Source organism: Pseudarthrobacter niigatensis (assembly GCF_030812615.1).
Lineage (GTDB): Bacteria > Actinomycetota > Actinomycetes > Actinomycetales > Micrococcaceae > Arthrobacter > Arthrobacter niigatensis.
Genome location: NZ_JAUSTB010000008.1, coordinates 19,050 through 41,338 on the forward strand (window position 1 = coordinate 19,050; position 22,289 = coordinate 41,338).

20 protein-coding genes are annotated in these 22,289 nt (G+C 67.3%); 9 read left to right on the forward strand and 11 right to left on the reverse strand.

What is annotated here, in order from left to right:
• Positions 1 to 13: 13 nt before the first annotated feature.
• Positions 14 to 1,006: a stage II sporulation protein M gene (locus tag J2T23_RS12820; RefSeq protein WP_307360502.1), complete on the reverse strand. Its 993-nt coding sequence runs from the start codon at positions 1,004 to 1,006 to the stop codon at positions 14 to 16.
• An 87-nt stretch (positions 1,007 to 1,093) separates the two neighbouring features.
• Between J2T23_RS12820 and J2T23_RS12825 the strand changes: the two genes are divergently transcribed.
• The gene (locus tag J2T23_RS12825) at positions 1,094 to 1,894 is read left to right on the forward strand and encodes an RDD family protein (protein ID WP_307360505.1); all 801 of its coding nucleotides are present in this window, start codon (positions 1,094 to 1,096) and stop codon (positions 1,892 to 1,894) included.
• Position 1,895: 1 nt separating this feature from the next.
• Here J2T23_RS12825 and J2T23_RS12830 read toward each other — a convergent pair whose 3' ends face one another.
• From J2T23_RS12830 to J2T23_RS12845, 4 genes are all read right to left on the reverse strand, one after another.
• The gene (locus tag J2T23_RS12830) at positions 1,896 to 3,134 is read right to left on the reverse strand and encodes a L,D-transpeptidase (protein WP_141161154.1); all 1,239 of its coding nucleotides are present in this window, start codon (positions 3,132 to 3,134) and stop codon (positions 1,896 to 1,898) included.
• Between the two features lie 64 nt (positions 3,135 to 3,198).
• The gene (gene ahcY, locus J2T23_RS12835) at positions 3,199 to 4,665 is read right to left on the reverse strand and encodes an adenosylhomocysteinase (protein WP_141181046.1); all 1,467 of its coding nucleotides are present in this window, start codon (positions 4,663 to 4,665) and stop codon (positions 3,199 to 3,201) included.
• Positions 4,666 to 4,740: 75 nt separating this feature from the next.
• Positions 4,741 to 4,968 carry a Trm112 family protein gene (locus J2T23_RS12840; protein ID WP_141181045.1) on the reverse strand — a complete coding sequence of 76 codons (228 nt, stop codon included), beginning with the start codon at positions 4,966 to 4,968 and terminating at the stop codon, positions 4,741 to 4,743.
• An 80-nt stretch (positions 4,969 to 5,048) separates the two neighbouring features.
• Positions 5,049 to 5,435 carry a DUF3499 domain-containing protein gene (locus J2T23_RS12845; RefSeq protein WP_141161157.1) on the reverse strand — a complete coding sequence of 129 codons (387 nt, stop codon included), beginning with the start codon at positions 5,433 to 5,435 and terminating at the stop codon, positions 5,049 to 5,051.
• A gap of 117 nt (positions 5,436 to 5,552) precedes the next feature.
• Between J2T23_RS12845 and J2T23_RS12850 the strand changes: the two genes are divergently transcribed.
• The gene (locus J2T23_RS12850) at positions 5,553 to 6,065 is read left to right on the forward strand and encodes a metallopeptidase family protein (RefSeq protein ID WP_141161158.1); all 513 of its coding nucleotides are present in this window, start codon (positions 5,553 to 5,555) and stop codon (positions 6,063 to 6,065) included.
• Between the two features lie 39 nt (positions 6,066 to 6,104).
• Here J2T23_RS12850 and J2T23_RS12855 read toward each other — a convergent pair whose 3' ends face one another.
• The 3 genes from J2T23_RS12855 to J2T23_RS12865 are packed head-to-tail and all read right to left on the reverse strand — an operon-like array spanning position 6,105 to position 11,876.
• Positions 6,105 to 7,952: a DUF5719 family protein gene (locus J2T23_RS12855; protein WP_307360510.1), complete on the reverse strand. Its 1,848-nt coding sequence runs from the start codon at positions 7,950 to 7,952 to the stop codon at positions 6,105 to 6,107.
• Positions 7,945 to 11,316: a glycosyltransferase gene (locus J2T23_RS12860; RefSeq protein ID WP_370871398.1), complete on the reverse strand. Its 3,372-nt coding sequence runs from the start codon at positions 11,314 to 11,316 to the stop codon at positions 7,945 to 7,947. Before J2T23_RS12860 ends, J2T23_RS12855 begins: the two co-directional genes overlap by 8 nt.
• Positions 11,317 to 11,345: 29 nt before the next feature.
• Positions 11,346 to 11,876, reverse strand: a complete 531-nt coding sequence (locus J2T23_RS12865; protein ID WP_141161160.1) for a WhiB family transcriptional regulator — start codon at positions 11,874 to 11,876, stop codon at positions 11,346 to 11,348.
• A 389-nt stretch (positions 11,877 to 12,265) separates the two neighbouring features.
• Here J2T23_RS12865 and J2T23_RS12870 point away from each other — a divergent pair, with 389 nt between their 5' ends.
• Complete coding sequence (locus J2T23_RS12870; protein ID WP_141161161.1) at positions 12,266 to 12,967, forward strand: TIGR03089 family protein; 702 nt, start codon at positions 12,266 to 12,268, stop codon at positions 12,965 to 12,967.
• A gap of 16 nt (positions 12,968 to 12,983) precedes the next feature.
• Here J2T23_RS12870 and J2T23_RS12875 read toward each other — a convergent pair whose 3' ends face one another.
• Positions 12,984 to 13,544, reverse strand: coding sequence for a GtrA family protein (locus J2T23_RS12875; RefSeq protein ID WP_141161162.1), 561 nt, complete (start codon positions 13,542 to 13,544; stop codon positions 12,984 to 12,986).
• Positions 13,545 to 13,718: 174 nt separating this feature from the next.
• Here J2T23_RS12875 and J2T23_RS12880 point away from each other — a divergent pair, with 174 nt between their 5' ends.
• The 4 genes from J2T23_RS12880 to manA are packed head-to-tail and all read left to right on the forward strand — an operon-like array spanning position 13,719 to position 18,440.
• Positions 13,719 to 14,915, forward strand: a complete 1,197-nt coding sequence (locus tag J2T23_RS12880; RefSeq protein ID WP_141181041.1) for a 5-(carboxyamino)imidazole ribonucleotide synthase — start codon at positions 13,719 to 13,721, stop codon at positions 14,913 to 14,915.
• Positions 14,912 to 15,496 (forward strand): 5-(carboxyamino)imidazole ribonucleotide mutase, encoded by a 585-nt coding sequence (gene purE / locus J2T23_RS12885; RefSeq protein WP_141161164.1) that lies wholly within the window; start codon positions 14,912 to 14,914, stop codon positions 15,494 to 15,496. The genes J2T23_RS12880 and purE overlap by 4 nt, the downstream gene beginning before the upstream one ends.
• A 10-nt stretch (positions 15,497 to 15,506) precedes the next feature.
• The gene (locus J2T23_RS12890; protein WP_307360516.1) at positions 15,507 to 17,153 is read left to right on the forward strand and encodes an LCP family protein; all 1,647 of its coding nucleotides are present in this window, start codon (positions 15,507 to 15,509) and stop codon (positions 17,151 to 17,153) included.
• Positions 17,154 to 17,195: 42 nt separating this feature from the next.
• Positions 17,196 to 18,440: a mannose-6-phosphate isomerase, class I gene (manA, locus tag J2T23_RS12895; RefSeq protein ID WP_307360518.1), complete on the forward strand. Its 1,245-nt coding sequence runs from the start codon at positions 17,196 to 17,198 to the stop codon at positions 18,438 to 18,440.
• Positions 18,441 to 18,529: 89 nt separating this feature from the next.
• Here manA and J2T23_RS12900 read toward each other — a convergent pair whose 3' ends face one another.
• Positions 18,530 to 19,585, reverse strand: coding sequence for a lipid II:glycine glycyltransferase FemX (locus J2T23_RS12900; RefSeq protein WP_307360520.1), 1,056 nt, complete (start codon positions 19,583 to 19,585; stop codon positions 18,530 to 18,532).
• Positions 19,586 to 19,669: 84 nt separating this feature from the next.
• Entirely contained in the window at positions 19,670 to 20,692 is a 1,023-nt protein-coding gene (gene glpX, locus J2T23_RS12905) for a class II fructose-bisphosphatase (protein ID WP_210411426.1), read from the reverse strand.
• Positions 20,693 to 20,917: 225 nt separating this feature from the next.
• Between glpX and J2T23_RS12910 the strand changes: the two genes are divergently transcribed.
• Together J2T23_RS12910 and J2T23_RS12915 are read left to right on the forward strand one after the other, a co-directional pair.
• Entirely contained in the window at positions 20,918 to 21,598 is a 681-nt protein-coding gene (locus J2T23_RS12910; RefSeq protein WP_141183300.1) for a DUF4245 domain-containing protein, read from the forward strand.
• 10 nt (positions 21,599 to 21,608) lie between these two features.
• Positions 21,609 to 22,223, forward strand: a complete 615-nt coding sequence (locus tag J2T23_RS12915) for a carbonic anhydrase (protein ID WP_141161170.1) — start codon at positions 21,609 to 21,611, stop codon at positions 22,221 to 22,223.
• The last annotated feature ends 66 nt before the right edge of the window (positions 22,224 to 22,289 follow it).

The following is a 22,289-nucleotide window of genomic DNA, read 5'->3' on the forward strand; positions in this document are numbered from 1 at the left end:
GGATTACAACGATTCAGGCAGCGATTTCCGTGTACCCGGCATCCTCCCGGCGGAGGTCTCCGCGTTCCCCCTCGAGGAAAGCGCGCCTGCCCCACACCAGGACGTATGTCCAGTACGCCCCGAGGACCGCCGCGCCAATGCCTATCCGGGCCCAGGCAGGGAGCGGGCTGGGGGTGACAAACCCTTCCACCAGCCCCGAGACGAACAGGACCAGGACCAGTCCAAGGGCCACCGTTACCAGCGACCTGCCTTCTTCGGCCACCGCCCGTCCCCTGGTCTGCGGACCAGGCGAGACCATGGCCCAGAAGATCCGCAGCCCCGCCGCAGAGGCGACAAACACGGCGGTCAGCTCCATCAGCCCATGAGGCAGGATGTAGCTGAAAAAAATGTCGGACTTACCAGCGGCGGCGAAGATTCCGGCAGCAACGCCCACTCCCTGGGCATTCCCGAACAGGATCATCGGCACCCAGACCCCGGTGATCCCCAGGGACACGGCCTGTGCGCTGATCCACGCGTTGTTGGTCCACACTGCGCCGGCAAAGGACGCTGCCGGGTTTTCCGAGTAGTAGTTGATGAAGTCCTGGTCCACGTACTGGGCGGCCGCGGTCTCGGACGCCACGGCCCTGAGGGCGTCCGGTGACGTCCCGATCCAGGCCGCGTACGCGGCGGCGATGAGCACGAAAGCCGTTCCGCACGCCAGGGTGAGCCACGTGAGCCGGTACAGCGCGGCGGGCAGCGCCACCACAAAGAACCTGGCGAGGTCGGCCATCGCGTTGGACCGTGCCCCGGTAAAGCGGGTCCTCGCCTGCGCCAGCGTGGCAGAGAGGGAAGCGGACAGGCCGCCCTCCGGGGCCATGGAGCGGACCAGCGACAGGTGGCCGGACGCTGATTGGTACAAGGTCAACAGCTCGTCCGACTCGGCGCCGGTGAGCCTCCGTTTGCCCGCAAGCTCCTGCAGCCGCGCCCACTTGTCCGCATTAACGGCGGCGAAGGCATCCATGTCCACGGCTACAGCCTAGCGGCCGCACTAGACTTTGACCGTCCGCACCGTCGGATGGTCCACATCATCAGCCGCGGAGGGAAAGGACGCAGTATGAGCCAGATCATCACCGGCGAGGCCGTGGTCCTCGAGCTTCGGCCCGCGGGCTTTGCGGCCCGGGCACTGGGCCTGGCCATCGACGCCGTTTTCCACGTGGTCCTGCTCGTGCTGATCATGCTTGGCCTGGCCGCCGCCGGCAGGGACCTGGACGCCGCGGCCGCGCGCGCCCTTGGCCTGGCCGCCGTCGTCTTCTGCCTGGTGGTGGTGCCCGTGGGAATGGAAACCCTGACCCGGGGCCGGTCGCTGGGGAAACTGGCCACGGGTCTGCGGGTGGTGCGTGAGGACGGCGGTGCCATCCGGTTCCGGCATGCCGTGATCCGGGGACTCACCGGATTCCTTGAAATCTACCTGACGTTCGGGGGGCTTGCCCTCGCCGTCGCACTCTTCAACGACAAATCCAAGCGGCTCGGCGACCTGCTCGCCGGCACGTACGCCGTGCGAAGCAGGGTTCCTGCAGAAGCGGCCCTCCGGGTTTTCGTGCCGCCCTACCTTCAGGCGTGGGCGGCCGCGGCGGACATCGGGCGGATCCCTGACGCCACGGCGCGCAGGGCTGCCCAGTTCATCCGCCAGGCGGGCCGGATGGCTCCGCTTTCGAGGGCCGGCATGGCGCAGGCGATCGCCGGGGAACTGTCAGCCCATGTGGCCCCGCCGCCACCGCCGGGGACGGGCCCGGATGACTATCTGGCCGCCGTCGTCGCTGAACGACGGAACAGGGAGTTCACCAGGTTGTCGCAGTCACGCCGGCGGAACACGGAGATGGGACAGCGGCTGCAACGGTTGCCGTTCGCCGAGTGACTCAGTTGTCGTACTCACTCCACGGAATGTTCCAGTCGCCATATCCGTCGGTGTTCGCCGCGTAGTCACCCTCCGTGTTGATGATCTGGACGACGTCGCCGGTTCCCATGTTGTCGAACACCCAGGCTGCCCCGTCCGGAAGGAACCCGATGCAGCCGTGGGACACATTCGCGTTGCCGATATACGGATAGGCGGACTCCAGTGCCTGGTGGATGTAGGCCCCGCTGAGGGTCAGGCGGATGGTGTATTCGACGTCGGCCTCACCGTAGTACGCGGGATCGTCCGGCTTCAGGCCGATACTTGCCGCCCTGAAGTGGTCAAAGCGGTTTTTCTCCATGAGCACGGCATATCCCTTGGCGGAGGGGAAGCGTTTGTCCCCCATGCTCACGGGCAGCGTCTTGACGGGCTGGTCGTTGACGCTCAGCGTGAACGTGTGGGCCGTGGCGTCCGCGATGGCCACCTTCTTGTCCCCAATATTGACGTTGACTTTCTTATTGAAGTTGGCGATCTGGCCGTTTCCAAGGTCGACGCCGAAGAGCTGCATGTCCATGGTGACGGTGGAGTTCGCCGCCCAGAAGTTCTCGGGACGGTACCGGACCATGGTGTCGCTGTACCAGTGGAACGCCCCGGTCTGTCCCGCCGTGGTGGTGATCTTGATGGCCTTTTCCACGGCGGCGCGGTTGGTCACCGGCTCGCTGAAGATGATCTGGAGGGGCTGGCCGACGCCCACCTTCATGCCGTTCAGGGGGTAGATGGCGGCATCCGCCTCATGTGAGCTGGAGACGGTGTTGAAGGACTGGGTGGTGCTGGTCTCCCGCCCTGCACTGTCCTTGACAACATAGGTGTAGCTGTACCCGGTGTTGAATTCCAGAGGCGCGGTAGCGGACCATGAGGTCCCGCCGGCGTCGATGCTTCCGTCGATGCTCTTCCCCGCGATGCTGGCCAGGGTGACGCGCTGGATGGTCCCGTTGCCCACCTTCAGGGAAACCGGCGCGGCGGGATTGACCTGCTTGGCGCCGTCGGCGGGTGCGGCGTCGACCTTTACCGGCGGGACAACGGGCGATGCGATGCCCGGGGATGTGCGCAGCGCGGAGCCTGCTTCCGATTCAAGGGGCCCGCCTGCGAGTCCCGGAGCGACGGCGGCAAAAACCCCGCCCACGGCAGCCAGGATACAAACGGCAGCCACGGCAATGATTTTCTTGGCAGTCCCCCGGCGGCGGGGCTTTACATCAGGCTCCATGTTTTCGATCCTACGTGCAGAAAATAACGGGCCCGGGCACGTTGCGCGCCCGGGCCCTTACGTCTCAGTAACGATAGTGCTCGGGCTTGTAGGGGCCTGCGACGTCAATGTCCAGGTATTCAGCCTGGTCCTTGCTCAGCTCAGTGAGTTCAACTCCCAGTGCGTCAAGGTGCAGCCGGGCCACCTTCTCGTCAAGGACCTTGGGCAGGACATAGACCTTGTTGTCGTACTCGTGCTGGTCCCGCTTGGTCCACAGTTCGATCTGGGCAATGGTCTGGTTGGCGAACGAGTTGCTCATGACGAACGACGGGTGGCCGGTGGCGTTGCCGAGGTTGAGCAGCCTGCCTTCGGAGAGGACGATGATGGAGCGCTCGGCATCCTGTCCCTCATCGAAGACCCACTCGTGGACCTGCGGCTTGATCTCAACCTTCTTCACGCCGGGGATCCGGGCAAGGCCCGCGATGTCGATTTCGTTGTCGAAGTGGCCGATGTTGCCCACGATGGCCTTGTTCTTCATGCCGGCCATGTGCTCGGCGAGGATGACGTCCTTGTTGCCGGTGGTGGTGATGAAGATATCGCCCTGCGCCAGGACCGACTCCAGCCTGGCCACCTGGTAGCCGTCCATGGCTGCCTGCAGTGCGCAGATGGGGTCGATCTCGGTGACGATCACGCGCGAGCCCTGGCCGCGAAGAGCCTCGGCGGCGCCCTTTCCGACGTCGCCATAGCCGCAGACGACGGCGACCTTGCCGCCCATGAGCACGTCCGTGGCCCGGTTGATGCCGTCGGGCAGGGAGTGGCGGATGCCGTACTTGTTGTCGAACTTGCTCTTGGTCACCGAGTCGTTGACGTTGATGGCGGGGAAGAGCAGTTTGCCCTGGTCTGCGAGCTGGTAGAGGCGGTGGACGCCGGTGGTGGTTTCCTCGCTGACGCCCCTGATCGTGGCGGCGGTGCGGGTCCACTTCTGCGGGTCTGCAGCCAGGGAGCGGCGCAGAACGTCAAGGAAGATACCGTATTCCTCCGAGTCCTCGGGGTCTGTGGAGGGAACAGTGCCCACGGCTTCAAACTCCACGCCCTTGTGCACCAGCATGGTGGCGTCGCCGCCGTCGTCCAGGATCATGTTGGGGCCAAGCTCGGGGTTGGCCTCGGCGCCCGGCCAGGTGAGGATCTGTTCGGCGGTCCACCAGTATTCCTCAAGGGTCTCGCCCTTCCAGGCGAACACGGGCACGCCCTGGGGATCCTCGACGGTGCCCTTGCCCACCACCACGGCTGCGGCGGCTTCGTCCTGGGTGGAGAAGATGTTGCAGGACGCCCACCGGACCTCGGCGCCCAGCGCAGTGAGGGTCTCGATCAGGACGGCGGTCTGGACCGTCATGTGCAGGGAGCCGGCAATCCGTGCGCCCTTGAGCGGCTGGGAGGCCCCGAACTCCTCGCGGAGGGACATTAGGCCCGGCATTTCGTGCTCGGCGAGGCGGATCTGGTGCCGGCCGGCTTCGGCCAGGGAGATGTCGGCAACTTTGTAGTCAAAAGTCATGGGTGGTCCTTTGCTTGGTCCGGGTCCTGGTCCAGTCCCCGTGCTGCTGTGTTTGTGCGTGCGGAGGCAGGTGAACTAGAGCCCTGCCGCAGCGGGATCATGCTGGTCCGAACCTGCGGAGGCGGCTGCCGCCAGCAGCTCCGGAGGCAGCAGCAAAGGGATCCCGTCCTCGATGGCGTACCGGTTCCTGATGCCCGTGTCCCCGGCGGCGGTGGCCACCAGTTCGTCCCCCTCCTGCACCAGGGGCGAGCCGGTCACGGGGCAACGCAGGACGGACAACAGCTCGGGACTGATCTTTGGCATTTGTTCATGCTCCCCTGGCGGGCGCGCTCGCGCCGGTGGCGGAAAAGATGTGCAGGTTCCAGCCTACCGCCAGATGGGGTTCAGGACGGTTCCCGAAGGACCCGCAGGTGTCCACGGCGTGCGCCTTCGGTGCCGGCTGGCGCTTCCAGGGCGGAGTGGTGTGCCCGCTGGGCGGGCGCCTGCGGCTCGGCGGGGAGGGCGGCGGCGTCGCGGACGGCGTTGGCAAGGGCCAGCAGGTCGTCGGGACCAGGTTGTTGCGGGGTGGACGGCATGGCCAGCCGCAGTACTTCCCAGCCGCGGGGAACTGTCAACGAATCAGCGTGCTGCTCGCAGAGGTCGTAGCAGTGCGGTTCGGCGTAGGTGGCCAGCGGACCCAGGACGGCGGTGGAGTCGGCATACACGTACGTCAGGGTGGCTACCGCCGACTGGCGGCAGGCAGACCTTGAACATTGACGGATAGCTCCCACGACATCACAGACTACCCCTTCGTCGGCGAAAAGCCGCGCATTGCCGCTCCGGCCGACGCGCCCGCGGGGCACAGCGGATGTATCGCGTAAATCCTCCCCCGGGTTTACAGTCGATGTATGCAGTCATCGAACCATGAATCAGGTTTTTCGGTCCGGTTGGCTGACCCGGATGCCACCGCGGCGATGGGTGCGGAAACCAGTGGCAGGAGCTTCTCCCGGCGGCGCCGGAACCGCCACGGGCGCGGCCTCCGCGGCGAGGTGATGCTGCCAACCCATCCCGGCTACCGGACCCGCGCCGACCGCTTTGACGACATGGTGCTGGACTCGGCCCAGCGGCTGCACGACATCTGGGGCAAGACGCTGGACGGGGTGCGGTTCGGCGTGGACGAAATCCCGCCGGAGCTGGAACAGTTGGCGGCGACTGCGTCCACCCCGCCCATGGGCTCCTACACGCCGGCCGCGGACGGGGATGGCCCCACGATTACGGTGTACCGGCGGGTGGTGGAGCAGGCGTGCTCCAGCGTCGAAGAACTCCAGGACCTGGTCCACGACGTGGTGGTGGAACACACGGCGGAGATGCTTGGCGTGGCGCCGGAAACTTTGGACCCGGTTTACCGCCGCCGCTACTGAGGAGCCGGCCCGCACGGCGGGCTGCCTGAGTCGCCTTTACTAGTAGCCCAGGCTGACCGGGACGGTTTCCTGCCCGGCTGCAGCGGCCAGGAAGGCCAGGGAGGAAACGTCGTTGCGGCCTTCCTGCCCCACGAGCACCGAACCGTAGGCGGCATCCCCGGACGCCGACACCACGTAGCCAACGACGGCGGCCCCCCCGGCCTGGTCGGGAATGCTGATGGAGGCTGTGGTTCCCCCGGCGATGTCCGCAGTGGCCGCGGCGCGTACCTTTCCATCGGCTGTGATGGGCGAATACGTGATAGTGGCCCTGGAGTCCAGGACGCCGAACACCAGCTGGCGTTGGCCGCCCTTGGGAACCGGGACCACGTGCTGGCTGCCCAGCCGAACGGCTGATGCTGCCCAGGCCACATCCGAGGGCTGACCGGCCTGGAGGCCGCGGGTCATCCGGGCGGCGGCAAGGAAGGAGACGTCGGAAGAGGCAGCAACCGTGTACTGGCCGGCGGGTACCCCTGCCAGGGAAACCTCAGTTGTTGAACCGGCTTTTGCGGTGATGACGCCGCCGGACGGAAGCGCGTGCTGGCCGTCGCGTCCGTACAGCTTGATCTCCACCACGGCGTCAGAAGCGCCGGGCACCGTCAGTTCCAGGGCGGGGCCTGCATCCCGGTAGCCGGGCTGTGCCGTCAGGGAAGCCAGCCCGGCAGGGTCCTGGATATCCACTCCCGTCATCACCTGGCGTACCCCTGGGGCAGTCCCCGGGCTGATGTAGTCCACGCCGCCGGGAGTGAGTCCGCGCAGGAAGCTCTGTTGGATGGAGGCTGCGACCGGTCCACCGGCGCTGCGGACGTGGACGCTGAGCTGGGACTCGTTGGGGGCGAGCCCGGCGAGGACCACGCTGCGGGTGGTGCCGGGGGCAACCAGCAGGCCGCGGCTGCCGGGCGCCTGGATCTGGCCGCGGCCCCCGAACAATTCGAGGCTCACGGTAGCTGGTGTGCTGGAGGCGTTGGTCAGGGCGAGCACGGAGGTGCGGCCCACCGTGGTACTGGCACCAGCCAGCCACTGGTCATTCGAAGGTTGCCCGCAGGTTGCGGCAGCACTGCCCTGCAGGTCACCGTCTGTGGCCGTATATTTCATGGCCCCGGCGGCCGACGCGTTCTGGTTCGCGACGGCGTTGGCACTCACGACGTTCACCTGGTCCACGGTCCGGTCTGCCACCACTCCGGCGAGGAGTTCCTGCGGGGCCGCGGCAGTTGGGGCCGGCCCCGGATCCTTGGCAATTTCGACGGCGGCCGTTCCGTCCAGGTGCGCCAGCCGGCTGCCCGGCAGCACGCCGCCGGCGCTGAGCACTGCGGCGCTGACCCTGGTTGCGGCCGTGGCCGACTCCGGCCGGAACTGGGCGTCCGTCCCCGCGTCCGTGCCTTCCAGCAACCGCGCAGGGCCGGGGCATACGCCAACGCTGGCCCCCGCAGGGACGGCTGCTTTGGCTGCTGGCACTGTGCGGCTTGATGCAGGTTCCGCCACCAGCGATCCAGCCGTGACCACGGCCCCGGCGCCGGCGAGGATCAGCACGCCTGCGGCCACCCCGGCGATCGAGGCCGCCCGGCCTTTACCGCCCGGCAGCCGCGTAGCGCCGCGGCGAGAGCCTCTCGGCCCCTTCCCGGTTCTGTGCACGCCCGCGCTGGGTTTGCCGCCAAAACCGGGCTCTTCTGTTGCCGCCGCCTGCCCGCCAGCCAGGGGCTGCCCGGCAGCGTCCGCCGTCCCGGTCTCCGTTGCCCCGGTCCCAGGCGTCCCGGCGTGCGGGATTCCGGTGTCCCGGATTCCGGCGTCGGCGTTGGCATTGGCATTGGCATTGGCATCAGCCTTGCCGGCAGGTGGGGTGTGCTCATGCATGTTGGTGTTCCTTACGCAGGGAGCCCTCGTCCCGTGAGAGGCCGGTCCGTGGCCGCCGGGCCGGCATGGGGATTGCCAGGATGACAGTCAGCCCGATCACCGTGATTTGACCGACTGCAGCCCAAAGGGACCAAGGGTTCTCGTAGCGGACCGTCAGTTGGCCGGCGGACGCAGGCAGGGTGAAGGCCTGTGACCAGCCTGAGGTGGTGGAGGTCAGTTTCCGGCCGTCGAGCCAGGCTGTCCAACCGGGATCGGCACGCTCGGCGAGGACCACCAGCCGGCCCTCCGGCCCGGCGGGCACTGCGATATCGACGCCTTCAGCATTTGATGCCACCAATGCCGTGGCCGTACCGCCTGCGTCGACAATACGGACCCGGTGGGCCACATCAGCGGCCTGGGTGCCGCGCTGGTTCAGGGGGCTGATGCGCCACAGCCAACCGACGTCAGTCTGTCCCACGGCCACCAGGCCCGGGACTGCGTCCATGCGGCTTGCGGTCAGCTGGGCTGCGGTGTCGGCGGAGCGCAGGACCACGAAGCCGACGCCGAGTTGTTCGAGGTCGGAACGGGGGTCCACGCCCTGCCCGGCCACCATGGTGGCAACAACGCGGCGGACGGCTGCGGTGACGTCGTCGTCGCCGCGTATTTCTTCGGAACCGGGTCCGCCGATGATGTTCCTGGCGGAGGCGATGGCGGAGAGGCTGTCCAGCGTGGTGCCTGCCCCGCGCATGAGCGAGGCGTTGAAGGTCCCGTCGTCACCGGTGCCGAGGAGGAGGGTCCGCGTTTGCTCGGGTCCGGTACCGCGGTCAACAGCGGTGGCGGGAAGGGAGCGGCCGGTGGCAGCGTCCACGAGCCGCGGAACGCCCAGCGCTCCCCCGTCCGCCGAAGCGGTAGGAGATGTGCCGGCCGCAGGGCCCTGCGCTGCCGGTGCGGCAGCTGCCGAGGTGGCCGGACGCAGCAGGTTTTGCGCGGACCAGGCGGCCATCCCTGCCAGCGGGCCAGCCAGCACCAGCACCAGAGCAACGGCCAGGCCGGCGCGGGCCGCAGTCCTGGTTCCCGCCCCGGCACCGGAGGTCCGGTCCGCAGCGGCCAGGAGCTGCTCCCAACCGAGCAGTGCCGCTGCAAGGAGGGCAAAGGAAGCGGCAGACACGGCAGGTCCGGGGAACGGCGCCACGATGACATCCGTGTTCAGTCCCGTGGCAACGTGGCCCGCGAACCAGCCGCTGGCCAGGGCGATGATCGCAGCGGTCCAGAACCACCTGGCAGTCCGCGCCCGGCGTCCTGCGCTGAAGATTCCCACGACGGCAAGGACCAGCACCGGCCCGGCAATGAGCACGGCGAGCAGCAGGGCCCATGGCACCGGGCCGCCCGCGAAGGCCGACAGTCCATGGAGGCCACCGGCGGGGTTGAACGACAGGGGTTGGCCCATGAACTGCTGCCACAGTGGCGCTGCCTCGAATCCCAGCGGGAGGCCCGGGTCTGCCAGGAGCGCGCGTGGCCTGTCGAGGGTGGACAGCGCGAACGGGACGAACAGGGCCGCGCTGGGCAGCAGGGCCCACCACACGGTCCGTCCGCGCCCTCCCAGCAGGACGCCGCACAGCACGATGACCAGGGTCGCGGGAAGAAGAAGGGAGGGCGCCGAGGCGGTGGTGACCGCCAGCGCCAGGCCCGCAGCAGCAGCGGCCGTCCACGACGGCACACCGTTGATGCCCGCCTTCGCCGGGAGTTGCTCACCGGCCGGGTAGCCGGGCGCCGTAGTGGCGCCGAACCGTCCGTGGCCAATGGCCGAACCCGTGGCCCGCAGCAGGCCCAGGACCACCAGCGGCAGCATGATGTGGGCAATCAGGGCACCTGCCCGGCCCTGGTTCAGCGCGGCCTGGAGTGCCGGCGCCGCAGCCCAGAAGAGGGCGGCTGCGAAACGGAGCCGCCGGCGTTCGGTGACTCCGCCAGCGGCGAACCACGCGGTGAGTCCGGACAGCGGGGCACCGAGCAGGAGCAGCCAGGCCATGGCAGCGTTGGCATCGCCTCCGCCCGCGAGGCCGATAATCCAGAGGACGTAGTCAAAGGGATCGCCGCGGCCGGGAAGGCCCGCTCCGAGGCTGATCCACCAGCTGGAGGCGTTGTGCCAGATATCCCCGAGGCCTGCGGAGACCGGGATCAGGGCACCGCCGGAGACGGCGGCGGCACGGAACAGTCCTGCCAGCGCCAGCAGCGAGGCCACTGACGCGATGATGACGGCGGCAAGGGCGCCATTGCCCACCCAGCCGCGCTTGCTGGTGGCCAGGGCCGCGAAGTCGTCCGCGGCGTCGCCGGTGGGCTGGTGTGCGAGCGGGTCCTGGACAAGGTGGTCCGCGCCTGACCCGTCCGATCCCAGCGCCTCCATCAATGACCGGCGGTGGCTCCACACCTCCCGGCGGGGCGTCTGGAGCTTGCGGATGACCGACCGGCGGATGCGCCGCGTGCGTTTGGCCGCCCTGCGGGCCTTGGCCACGGCCCGGGGCCGGCCCAGCGCCGCGCAGGTGGCGAGGAGCTGGGAAATGCCATGCCCGGGATCTTTGACGACGATGCTCAGGAGCAGCTTGAAGAGGCTGCCGAGCAACGCGCCGATGCCGTGGACGGGCACCATCCAGAGCGGGCTGTGCTTCAGGCGGAGGTGGACCTGCGCTTTTCGGGCGGCTGACGGGTTCCCCAGGGCATGGGGCCGGTGCGCCACGTGGAACATCCGGGCCGCGGGAACCACCACAACGCGGTGGCCGGCAAGTCGGTTCCGCCAGCAGAAGTCGACGTCGTCTCCGCTGCCCGGCAGTGCGGGGTCGAAGCCGCCCAACTGTTCCCAGACATCCCGCCGCACCAGCATGCCGGCGGAATTCACCGCGAAAGTGTCCGTGCGGCCGTCGTACTGGCCCTGGTCCATCTCGTCCGCGTCGATGAGGGTAAGCCGCTCGGCCCAGCGGCTGGTGGAAAGACCCACATCCATCAATTTCCGCGGCGAATGCCAGTCCAGCTGCTTGCAGCCCGCGACCGTAACAGATGGGGCCCGCTCCACGGCGCCCAGGAGTTCCGCGAGGGCTTCCGGCGCCGGCGCCGCGTCGTCGTGCAGGAGCCAGATCCACTCCGTCCGGCCGGAACCGGCATCTCCATCGAAGGGCACGAGCGCTGCCAGCGCTGCGGAGACAGCGGAACCCATGCCGCCTTTGCCCCGCGAATGGCTGACAACGGCGGCCTCCCCCAAGGCCCGGCTGAGGAGGCTGTAGGAATCGTCGCCGGAGCCAGCGTCAACGCCGACAGCGCGGTCAACCGGGCGCGTTTGGGCGGCCAGTGCCGAAAGGGTTCTGGGCAGATAGGCACTGCCGTTGTGGGCAACCACAACGGCAGTGACATGGACATCCTGAAGAATTAGATTGCTCGCTTCCTAAGCCGCCGGCGCTCACGCTCGGAAAGGCCTCCCCAAATGCCAAACCGTTCGTCATTGGCCAGCGCGTATTCGAGGCACTGGGACCGTACATTGCAGGCGCCGCAAACCTTCTTGGCGTCGCGCGTTGAGCCGCCCTTTTCGGGAAAGAATGCTTCCGGGTCGGTCTGGGCGCACAAGGCGTCAGTCTGCCAGCCGAGCTCGCCTTCGTCATCGAAGTCCTGCTGCAGAGGAAGTCCAATCCATACCGGCTGGACAGTCCCGGCGGCCAACTCCATGGGCGGATCCAGGTCCTCCTCCGGCTCGGCGCCCCCGTCCAACAGGGCTTCATGGGCCGCGAGGAACGCGGTGGCCTGGTCCTCGAGGACACTGGTGGAATTCCTGGTGTACCTCTCCGCAGCATCAGGATCTGCGGGATCCACGTACCAGTCGCTGGGCACCCCCCGCGCACGGTACTTTGCCGTTGCCTGGCCGGCCACGACGGCATCTTCCTGGATACGCTCTGCTTGCCCCACGGCGACCCTCCTGATGTTTCAGCCATTGCCTGGATACGTGGACACTCGGTTGTGTGCCGGTATTTACGCAATTGCTTTAGTTACCTAATTACACGTGTGTAACTAGGGCTAGTCAAGCCGTTGCCGGGATAATAGACAGTCCTTGTTCAGAAGTTTGCGCACGCCACGCCCGGGATTTTTACCGGCCCGGGCGTGGCGCGGGGCGCAACCGGCCGAAGGTGTACCAAAAACCCGTCAAAACGCAGGGCTGGCGGGGAAAATACCCGGTCTCCGGCAAAATAGCAAGCAAACTTAGCACCTGTAGTGATTAACATCACTCACGCTTCCGCGGCATGCAACCGAAGCCATCGCCGGATGACCCTGTCATTGCGGAGTGGCAGGATGAACCCATGACCACTACCCCCGCAATTGACTTAATGGGCACCCTGCGCTCAGGCAACTCAACGTCACCACGGCTCACCTGGTACGGACCCGATGCAGAGCGGGTGGAGCTCTCGGGACGGGTCCTGGACAACTGGGTGGCAAAGACCAGCAACCTTCTGCAGGATGAGCTGGACGCCGAACCCGGCATGCGGCTGCGCCTCGCCCTTCCGGCGCACTGGAAAGCGATCGTGTGGGCGCTGGCGTCCTGGCAGCTTGGCCTGGAAACAGTCCTCGACGGCGGTCCGGCGGACTTCCTCGCCACGGACGACCCTTCCGGGGCCACGGGAGAGGACGCCGCCGTCATTGCCGTTGCACTCCCGGCACTGGCCATGCGGTGGCCCGGGGAGCTTCCCGCCGGCTGCCTTGACTATGCTGCCGAGGTGCGTTCCCACGGGGACGTGTTCATGGCGCACACCGACCCGGATCCGGAAGGATGCGCCGTCCGCACCAGCGAAGGGCGTACTGTCCCCCACCGGGAGCTGTTGACCGGCTTTGCCGTTCCACACGAGGAGGGTGCCAGGGTGCATGTCCCCGCGGACCGCGGGCTCGAATCAGCTTTGTCCAGTGCGCTGGGGGCCTGGCAGCGGGACGGCTCCGTGGTGCTGACCCATCCCGGAGTGGCGCTTACCGACAAACTGCGGGCGGACGAACGCATCCACGGCAGCTGACCTCCACGTACGCCTGCTAGGCCTGCGGGCCGCCGTCCACGGTGGTGGAAGCTGGACGCTCCGCGGCGCGGGCGGACTCGCGGTGCGGATGGGCTTCGATGATCTCGTGGTCGTGGGAGAACTCCGGCTCCTGGTCCAGCTCCTGGTTGAAGACCAGGAAGCGGTAGGCAAAGAAACGGACAACCGTGGCTACCAGGATGCCGGCCACGCCCGCCAGGAACAGCAGGTTCTTGTTGTCGATTCCCATTCCGTACTTTGCCAACGCCGTAAAACCGGTGGAGATGCCGATGCCTATGCCGTTGATGATGACGAACATGACAAACTCGCGGAGCACGTTGGCCTGGCGGCGGTGGCGGAAGGTCCAGAAACGGTTGGCCACCCACGAGAAGATGGTGGCAACGGTGGCGCCGACAAAACGTGCCTTCGCCTCGCTGTCCGACATGGGGCCGTGCATGAGGTAGTAGGTCAAGCCGTTGTCGATGACGAACGCCACACCGCCCACCGCCCCGAACTTGGCCACCTCGCGCCAAAAAAGTGAGGCGAGCCCCCGGATACGATCTGCAAGTGAGCTAAACATGACCCTCCATGGCCTGACGAACTGTGGGCCACGTGGCCAAAGCTCCATTTTAGCCCCCAAACCTTTGAGCTGCCCGGGAGAACTTGGTCACCCTGGGCTCTGCGGGGCGGAAACCGCGGTGGCATGCCGGGTTGCAAAAGCGGGATTGGGCCCGTCTTCGGTAGGCTGGCACATGTGACTTTTCCAGTGATAGGCGTGGTTGGCGGCGGCCAGCTCGCGCGAATGATGGCCCCTGCCGCTACAGCACTCGGCTTTGAACTCCGTGTCCTCGCCGAGGGCGAGGACGTGTCGGCGGTGTCGGCCGTACCCGCCACTCCAGTGGGCGACTACAAGGACCTGCAGACGCTCCTGGACTTCGCCCAAGGCCTGGACGTCATGACCTTCGACCACGAGCACGTACCGACCGGCCACCTCCGCGCCCTGCAGGACGCGGGGGTCAACGTCCAGCCCGGGCCGGACGCCCTGGTCCACGCCCAGGACAAGCTGGTGATGCGTGCCGCCATCGACCGGCTGGAACTGCCCAACCCGGCATGGGCGTCGGTGGCTGACGTTGATGATTTGGTCCGCTTCGGCGACGGGACAGGCTGGCCCGTGGTGCTCAAGACCCCCAGGGGCGGCTACGACGGCAAGGGAGTGCGAATCGTCGCATCTGCGGAAGAGGCCGCGGAGGCCGCGGACTGGTTTGCCTCCATGAGCCCGCTGCTGGCCGAAGCGAAGGTCGAATTTACCCGCGAACTCTCCGCGCTCGTGGCGCGGACTCCGGATGGCGAGGCACGGGCGTGGCCCGTGGTGCACACCATCCAGGTCGATGGCGTCTGCGATGAGGTGATTGCGCCCGCGCTCGAGATCCCCCTGGAGGTCGCCGCCGCCGCGGAGGATGCGGCACTGCGCATCGCCGCCGAGCTGGACGTTACCGGCGTGCTCGCCGTGGAACTGTTCGAAACACCTGGTTCAGGTGCCGGCTTCCTGATCAATGAACTGGCCATGCGGCCGCACAACACCGGCCACTGGACCCAGGACGGTTCCATCACCAGCCAGTTCGAGCAGCACCTTCGCGCGGTCCTGAACCTGCCGCTGGGCGCCACCGATGCCCTGGCTCCCGTTACCGTCATGAAAAATTTCCTGGGCGGCGACAACCAGGACCTGTACGCCGCCTACCCCATGGCACTGGCCGCCGAACCCGCGGCCAAGGTCCACTGCTACGGCAAGTCGGTGCGGCCGGGACGCAAGATTGGCCACGTCAACCTGACAGGCAGTTCCACGGCAGAGGTTGATTCGGTCCGCCGCCGCGCCACGGCCGTGGCCGGCATCATCCGCGACGGGCGGGTCACAACAGACGAACCGTCCGCGATTTTCGAGGAGAACGCATGAGCGCCGAAGCCACCCCAGCAGTTGGTACCGCCGCGGGCCCCCTGGTGGGCCTGGTCATGGGCTCCGATTCAGACTGGCCGGTCATGGAGGCCGCGGCGGACGCCCTGGCCGAATTCGGCATTCCCTTCGAGGCGGACGTCGTCTCCGCCCACCGGATGCCCACCGAGATGATCCGGTACGGCCAGACGGCGCACGAGCGTGGCCTTCGGGTCATCATCGCAGGGGCGGGCGGCGCAGCCCACCTGCCCGGAATGCTCGCCAGCGTCACGCCACTGCCCGTGATTGGCGTCCCCGTTCCGCTGAAGACCCTCGACGGGATGGACTCCCTGCTCTCCATCGTCCAGATGCCGGCAGGCGTCCCGGTAGCCACAGTCTCCATCGCCGGAGCCCGGAACGCCGGGCTCCTGGCTGTGCGGATGCTGGCCTCCGGCACCGATGAACTCGCCGACTCGCTGCGGGCGGACCTGATCGACTTCGCCGCCGACCTGAACGCAGTGGCGACCCGAAAGGGTGCGAACCTTCGCCAAAAGGTCAGCGAAGTCTTCCCCGGCGGGTCCAGCCCCCTTCGGGGCAGCCGTTAGGGCGCCCGGCATGGCCAGCAGCAGCGTCCTCCACACCGGCTCCGGCCCGTCGCTGTCGGACCCGGTGCGCTACCCGGTCAGTGCGTCTCCCGAAGTCCGCACCAAGCGGGCTTTCGTCCTGGTCCTGCTGACGCTGCTGGTGCCCGGGAGCGCCCAGCTCGTGGCAGGCGACCGCAAGCTTGGCCGGACGGCGCTCCGCGTCACGCTCGCCGTATGGGCGGTCCTGCTCCTGGCCCTGGTCCTGTTGCTGCTGAACCGGAGCCTGGTCATCAACATCGTGACCAACCCCATCACGTCGCTGCTGCTGGTAGTGGTGCTCGCCGCGCTGGCCCTCGGCTGGGCCTTCCTGTTCCTGAATACCCTGCGGCTCATCCGCCCTGTCCTGCTGGCACCGCGGGCCCGGCCCGCCGTCGGCATTGCCCTGGTCCTGGCCCTGGTCCTGGGCAGTGGCTCAATGGGGTACGCCGCCTACCTGCTGAACGTGGGCCGCAATGCGATCGGCAACATCTTTTCATCCGGGCCGGCCATCGAGCCGGTGGACGGGCGCTACAACTTCCTCATGATGGGTGGCGATGCCGGCGATGACCGCACCGGCCGCCGGCCAGACAGCCTCTCCATCCTCAGCGTGGATGCCCAAACGGGCCAGACCGCCATCATCTCCGTGCCCAGGAACTTCCAGAACGCCCAGTTCAGCGAAGGCTCCCCCATGCGTGCCCTCTACCCGGACGGCTACAACTGCGGTGACGAGTGCCTGATCAACGCCATCAACACCGAGGTCACCAACGAACACGCGGACCTGTACCCGGGCGTGGCAGACCCCGGCGCGCAGGCCACCATGGAGGCCGTCTCCGGCACCCTGGGCATGCAGATCCAGGCTTATGTCCTGGTCGACATGGAGGGATTCTCCACCCTGATCGATGCCATGGGCGGCATCAAAATCAAGGCCGGCGGCTGGGTTCCCATGAGCGGCTACTTCGACGAGGCCACCAAGACCCACGGCATGCCGCTTGGCTGGATTCCCGCCGGGGACCAGACCCTCAACGGCGCCCAGGCCCTCTGGTACGGCCGGTCGCGCGAATACGTTGACGACTACTCCCGCATCCAGCGCCAGCAGTGTGTCCAGCAGGCCATGTTGAAACAGCTGGATCCCGCCACCCTGCTGTCCAAGTTCGAGGACATCGCCGGCGCCGGGACCAAGGTGGTGGAGTCCAACATCTCCTCCGCCCAGCTGGGGAGTTTCCTTGACCTGGCCATCAAGGCGAGGGGCAAGGACGTCAAGCGGCTGACCATCGGGCCGCCTGACTTTGACGCGTCGTTTTCCACGAACCCCGACTTCGACCAGATCCACGAACGCGTGGACCAGCTGCTGGCATCGGCTTCCGCCAAGGGTGCACAGTCGGCCGGCATCGCCGACGACATAATGGCCCTTCCCCAGGCAGGCACCGGACACGTCCAGGCCGCCGGGACCGTCCCGGCTACCCTGCCGGCCGCGGGCAACGCCGTCCAGCAGCCCTCGCCGTCGGACTTTACGCCTGTGACCACCACGCCCGACGGTGAGCCGATCACCGAAGAGATGCTGACCCAGCTCAAGCTGGAGGGCAACGAAGAGGCCATCCGCCAGCTCGTGGCCACCAACGGGCAGTGCGCCCCGCTGTAGCGGCCGCCCGCCAGCTCCCACCCACCAAGGAATGGAACGGTTTTGTACGAGATTGAGAACGTCCTGCGTGACTACGCCTGGGGTTCGACGACGGCCATCGCCTCGCTGCTGGGACGCCCTGAGTCGGGGCGTCCGGAGGCCGAACTGTGGATCGGTGCGCACCCTGATTCGCCGTCGGTGGCGCACCTGCCCGAGGACGGAACCCGGAGCCCGCTCGACTCCCTGATCGCTTCCGATCCGGAGCATTTCCTGGGCGCGGACTCCGTGGCCGCTTTCGGGCCCCGGCTGCCCTTCCTGGCCAAGGTCCTGGCAGCCGCGCAGCCGCTCTCCCTCCAGGTGCATCCGAGCCTGGAACAGGCCCGTGAGGGGTTTGCCCGGGAAAACGCAGCCGGAGTGGATCCGCACGCGCCGCACCGTAACTACAAGGACGACAACCACAAGCCGGAGATGATCTTCACGCTCACTCCGTTCGAGGCCCTCTGTGGGTTCCGGCCCGCCGCCGAAACCCGCGTGATCCTGCAGCACATCGCGGATGCCTTTCCCGGGCCCGCGCAGGTCCCTGCGCTGCTCCAGGCCCTCCTTGAGGATCTCACCGCCTCGGACGAAGGCGCAGGACTCCGGCGCGCCTTTGAGCGGCTGATCACCGGCGGCCAGGGCGTTTCAGAGGAAACAGCGCTGGTGGTGGCGGCCCTGGTGTCCGGTGCTTCCCTCGAGCCCTTCCAGGCAGAGCTGGGCACCGTCATCAGCCTCAACGAAAAGTATCCCGGCGACCCCGGCGTCCTGATCTCGCTGCTGCTGAACAGGATTTCGTTGAAGCCGGGGGAAGCCGTCTACCTTCCCGCCGGAAACGTGCACGCCTACCTGCACGGCCTGGGCGTGGAGGTCATGGCGTCCTCGGACAACGTCCTGCGCGGCGGCCTGACCCCCAAGCACATCGATGTGCCGGAGCTCCTGAAGACCATCGACTTCCACCCGGTGGCCGTTCCGATGCTCACCGCGGAAACTTCCGTGCTGGACCAGGAACTGTTCCGGCCCCCGTTCGGGGAGTTCCAACTGCAGCGCATTGAGCTCGGGCCGGACTCCGGTCCCGTCCCGCTGGCGCAGGCAGGCGCGGCAGTGGTCATCGTGGTGGCCGGCGCCGTGTACCTCGACTCCCCCAAGGGCGACCTGGAGCTGGAGCAGGGGGGCAGTGCGTTCATTGCCGCGGCCGAGGCCCCCGTCAACGTCCACCGGGTGGCCGGCAGCACCGGGCAGGCCCTGGCTTTCGCGGTGACCACCGGACTCTAGTCCGGCGCCATAGCAGCAGGAAGGGCGACGACGGCACTCTGGTGAGTGCCGTCGTCGCCCTTTGCCTTTGACCGGTTTAGTTGCGGCGGCTAGTTGCCCGGACGCAACTTTCGAACCAATGGGCGGACCTGCCCGGCCGCGCCTTTCAGCAACCGGCGCGCCTGCTGGAGACCCTTGCGGGCGAGCGGCATGGCCTTGGCGTAGGCAGGGTAGAACGGCGACAGCGGCCTTTCCCACGTTCCCAGGAGCATGTTTTCGTGCTTTGCGAATTGCTTCTTGAAATCGGAAATGCCGTCGTTCAGGAGGCCGTTGAAGTCGTACCGGCTGCAGCCGTCTTCCCGCATGGCCTGCAGTGCCGCCCACTTCACGCCGTAGTTCACCCGCTGCTTCTGCCCTTCGGCGGAGACGCCGCCGTAGAGCTCGAACGCAGTGGCTGCGCTGCGCGAAAGCCAGGTGAAGGCCAGCATCTGCTCGCCGTCGAACGCGGCGATGATCGGGGAAGAGTCGCCCAGGTTCCGGAAGATGTCCCGGTAGTACTGGTCCTCGTGGATGCCAAAGCCTGCCCGCTCGGCCGTCTGGTGGTAGATGGCCAGCACCTGCTCCAGCTCGGCTTCGTTCTTGACCTTGCGGAATTCAACGTCGCTGCGCATGGCCTTGCGGATGTTGGCCCGCGTGGACTTGGACATCTCCGCCATCAGCTCGTCGTCGGACCGGGTGAGGTCCAGGATGAGCGTGCGCGGGATGAGGACGGTGTTGGTGGACTCGCGGAAACCGGCGGCGGCAACGGCGCCGGCAAAGGCGGAGTCCTTGTCCCAGTCCGGTTCGATGCTCAGGGCAACGCCCCGGTGGCGGAGTGCGGCATGCTCTGCCAGCCGGTTCAGGACCACCTGCGCGTTGCCGGGCGAGCACATGGGGCCCCGGGGAATGTAGACCAGTGCGCGGAAGGGGACGGGAAGCCTGCGGACCAGGAGCTGGGCGCAGCCGATGGTTTCGTCGCCGTCCTTGACCAGGACCCGGTCCACTGACCAGCCGTGCGCGGCCTTGGTCTCGCCCCAGCCCCACAGCTGCTGCGGATGCCCCTGGAACCGGTCAACGTGCTCGTCCCAGAGGGCGCGGTCAGTACAGGGCACAACAGCAGGAATCATGGCTTAAACCCTATACCAAGGCTTTAACGCCAAAGCCCCCGGCGCGTGGTGCGCCAGGGGCTTTCGGTCAGCGGGGGCCGCGGGTCAGTTCTTGCGGGCGTAGCCTTCCCACTTGCTGGCCTGGTGTTCGCCGTCCACGAAGCGGATGGTGCCGGACTTGGAACGCATCACGATGGACTGGGTCAGGACCTTGTCCTTGGAGTAGCGGACGCCCTTGAGCAGGTCGCCGTCCGTGATGCCGGTGGCGGCGAAGTAACAGTTGTCGCTGGAGACGAGGTCGTTGGTGGAAAGCACCCGCTCGAGGTCGTGCCCGGCGTCGATGGCCTTCTGCTTCTCTTCGTCGCTGGTGGGCCACAGCCGCCCCTGGATGACGCCGCCCAGGGATTTGATGGCGCAGGCCGCCACGATGCCTTCGGGGGTGCCGCCGATGCCCATCAGCGCGTCAACGCCGGTTCCGGAGCGGGCCGCGGCAATGGCGCCGGCGACGTCGCCGTCCATGATGAATTTGGTTCGGGCACCGGCTTCGCGGATTTCCTCCACCAGCGGGCGGTGGCGGTCGCGGTCGAGGATCATGACGTTGAGCTGGTTGACCTTCACGCCCTTGGCCTTGGCAATCAGGTGCAGGTTCTGCTTGACCGGCAGGCGCAGGTCAACCATGTCGGCGGCCTCGGGGCCGGTAACCAGCTTTTCCATGTAGAACACGGCGGAGGGATCGAACATGGAGCCGCGCTCGGCAACGGCCAGTACTGCCAGTGCGTTGTTGATGCCCAGGGCGGTCAGGCGGGTTCCGTCGATGGGGTCGACGGCGACATCCACCTCAGGGCCGGTGCCGTCACCCACGCGCTCACCGTTGAACAGCATGGGCGCTTCGTCCTTCTCGCCCTCGCCGATCACCACGACGCCGTTGAAGTGGACGGTCTGCAGGAAGGAGCGCATGGCGTCGACGGCGGCACCATCGGCGGTGTTCTTGTCGCCGAAGCCAACCCAGTGGCCGCCGGCAATGGCCGCGGCTTCGGTGACGCGGACAAGTTCAAGGGCAAGGTTGCGGTCCGGCTCGTCGTGGCCCACGGCAAGCGACGGCGAAATCGTGGAGTACTTCTGGGTCATGGACGCTGGTGACACGTGAACCTCTTCTTCGAGTGGCGATCATTGAACCCGCCCGCCGGTGCAGCAGAACGGTGATTCCTCTGTTACCGATCATAGTCGCGGCGCCGCGACGGGGGCGGCCCGTGACGCAACCCCGCAATGTGGATGGCAGCCCGGGGCGGACCGCCGGCCGGGGCCGAATGGAAGTCAAGCTCCGGGATAGGCGACTATAGAGGGGTGAACGACATGCAGGAAGCCACCAGTCCCAGCTCCGGCCCGGCCCGCCCCAGCGGCCGGCCAGGCGCCGCGGACAGCAGCGCTGACACCCCCGTGAAGCCCGTCATTCCGGCGGCGGCGGCCAAGCGCGCCAACGCTTCGGTGATCGGCATGATCATTGCCTTGGTGCTGAGCATCGCGGCGTTCCTGCCTGTTGTGCTCATGAACCCGCAGCCGAAGAGCGAGGGCTACCGCCCGGACATCGACGTGGCGTCCGTGGCACGGAACGCGGCTGATGTGGCGGGATTCACACCCGTTGCACCGGATACCGGCAACGCCTTCCGCGCGAATTATGCCCGGTGGGAAGCAGGGACGGGCAGCGGGGTTCCCACCTGGGAGGTTGGCTACGTCACCCCCAAGACTTCGTTCATCGCATTGGTGCAGACCACGCAGGCCAACCCCACCTGGCTGCTCCAGCAGACCAAGAACGCCCCCGTTACCGGCTCGCGGAATGCCGGCGGCCGGGAATGGGAACTGCGGGACACCGGCAAGGGCGAAAAGTCGATGGTCCTGAACTACCGGGGCAGCACCGTGGTCCTCTCGGGCGCAGCGCAACTGGACGAATTCGCCACACTGGCGGCCGCCGTCGTGGGCTCCCTGGACGCCGGCCCGGCCGTCACAGTTTCCCCTTCCAGCCCTGCCGCGCCTTAATCTGGTAAGCATGGCTACTAACCTCACCCCTGCCCTGGCTTGGCGCCGCCTGCGCGAAGGCAACGAACGTTTTGTCAACGGCGAGTCCTCGCATCCGAACCAGAACGCTTCACGGCGCTCGTCGCTGGTGGAAACCCAGAATCCGTTCGCGGTGATCTTCGGCTGCTCCGACTCCCGGCTTGCCGCTGAGATCATTTTCGACGTCGGCCTGGGCGACGTCTTCGTGGTCCGGACCGCCGGGCAGGTGATCGACGACGCCGTCCTGGGCTCGCTCGAATACAGCGTCGCCGTGCTGGGGGTGCCGCTGATCGTGGTGCTGGGGCATGACAACTGCGGCGCGGTCACCGCTACCAGGGACGCCGTGGAGACCGGCGAAATGCCGGCAGGTTTCATCCGCGACCTCGTGGAACGCATCACCCCCTCCGTCCTGACCTCCCTGCGGAACAATCAGCCCGAGGTAAACGACATGGTGGTGGAGAACGTCAAGCAGATGTCCCAGCGCCTCGCGGACAGCTCGCGTGTGATTTCCACCGCAATCGAGGAAGGCCGCACCGCGGTCATTGGCCTCTCCTACCGCCTGGCAGAGGGCCGCGCCGACCTTGTTTCTGGAATCGGCGAGCTCTGAGAACTCCGTGCCGGCGGCCCGGCGGGCCGCCGGCATGGCTCCCTTAACGGTTTTCGATGGGGCGCC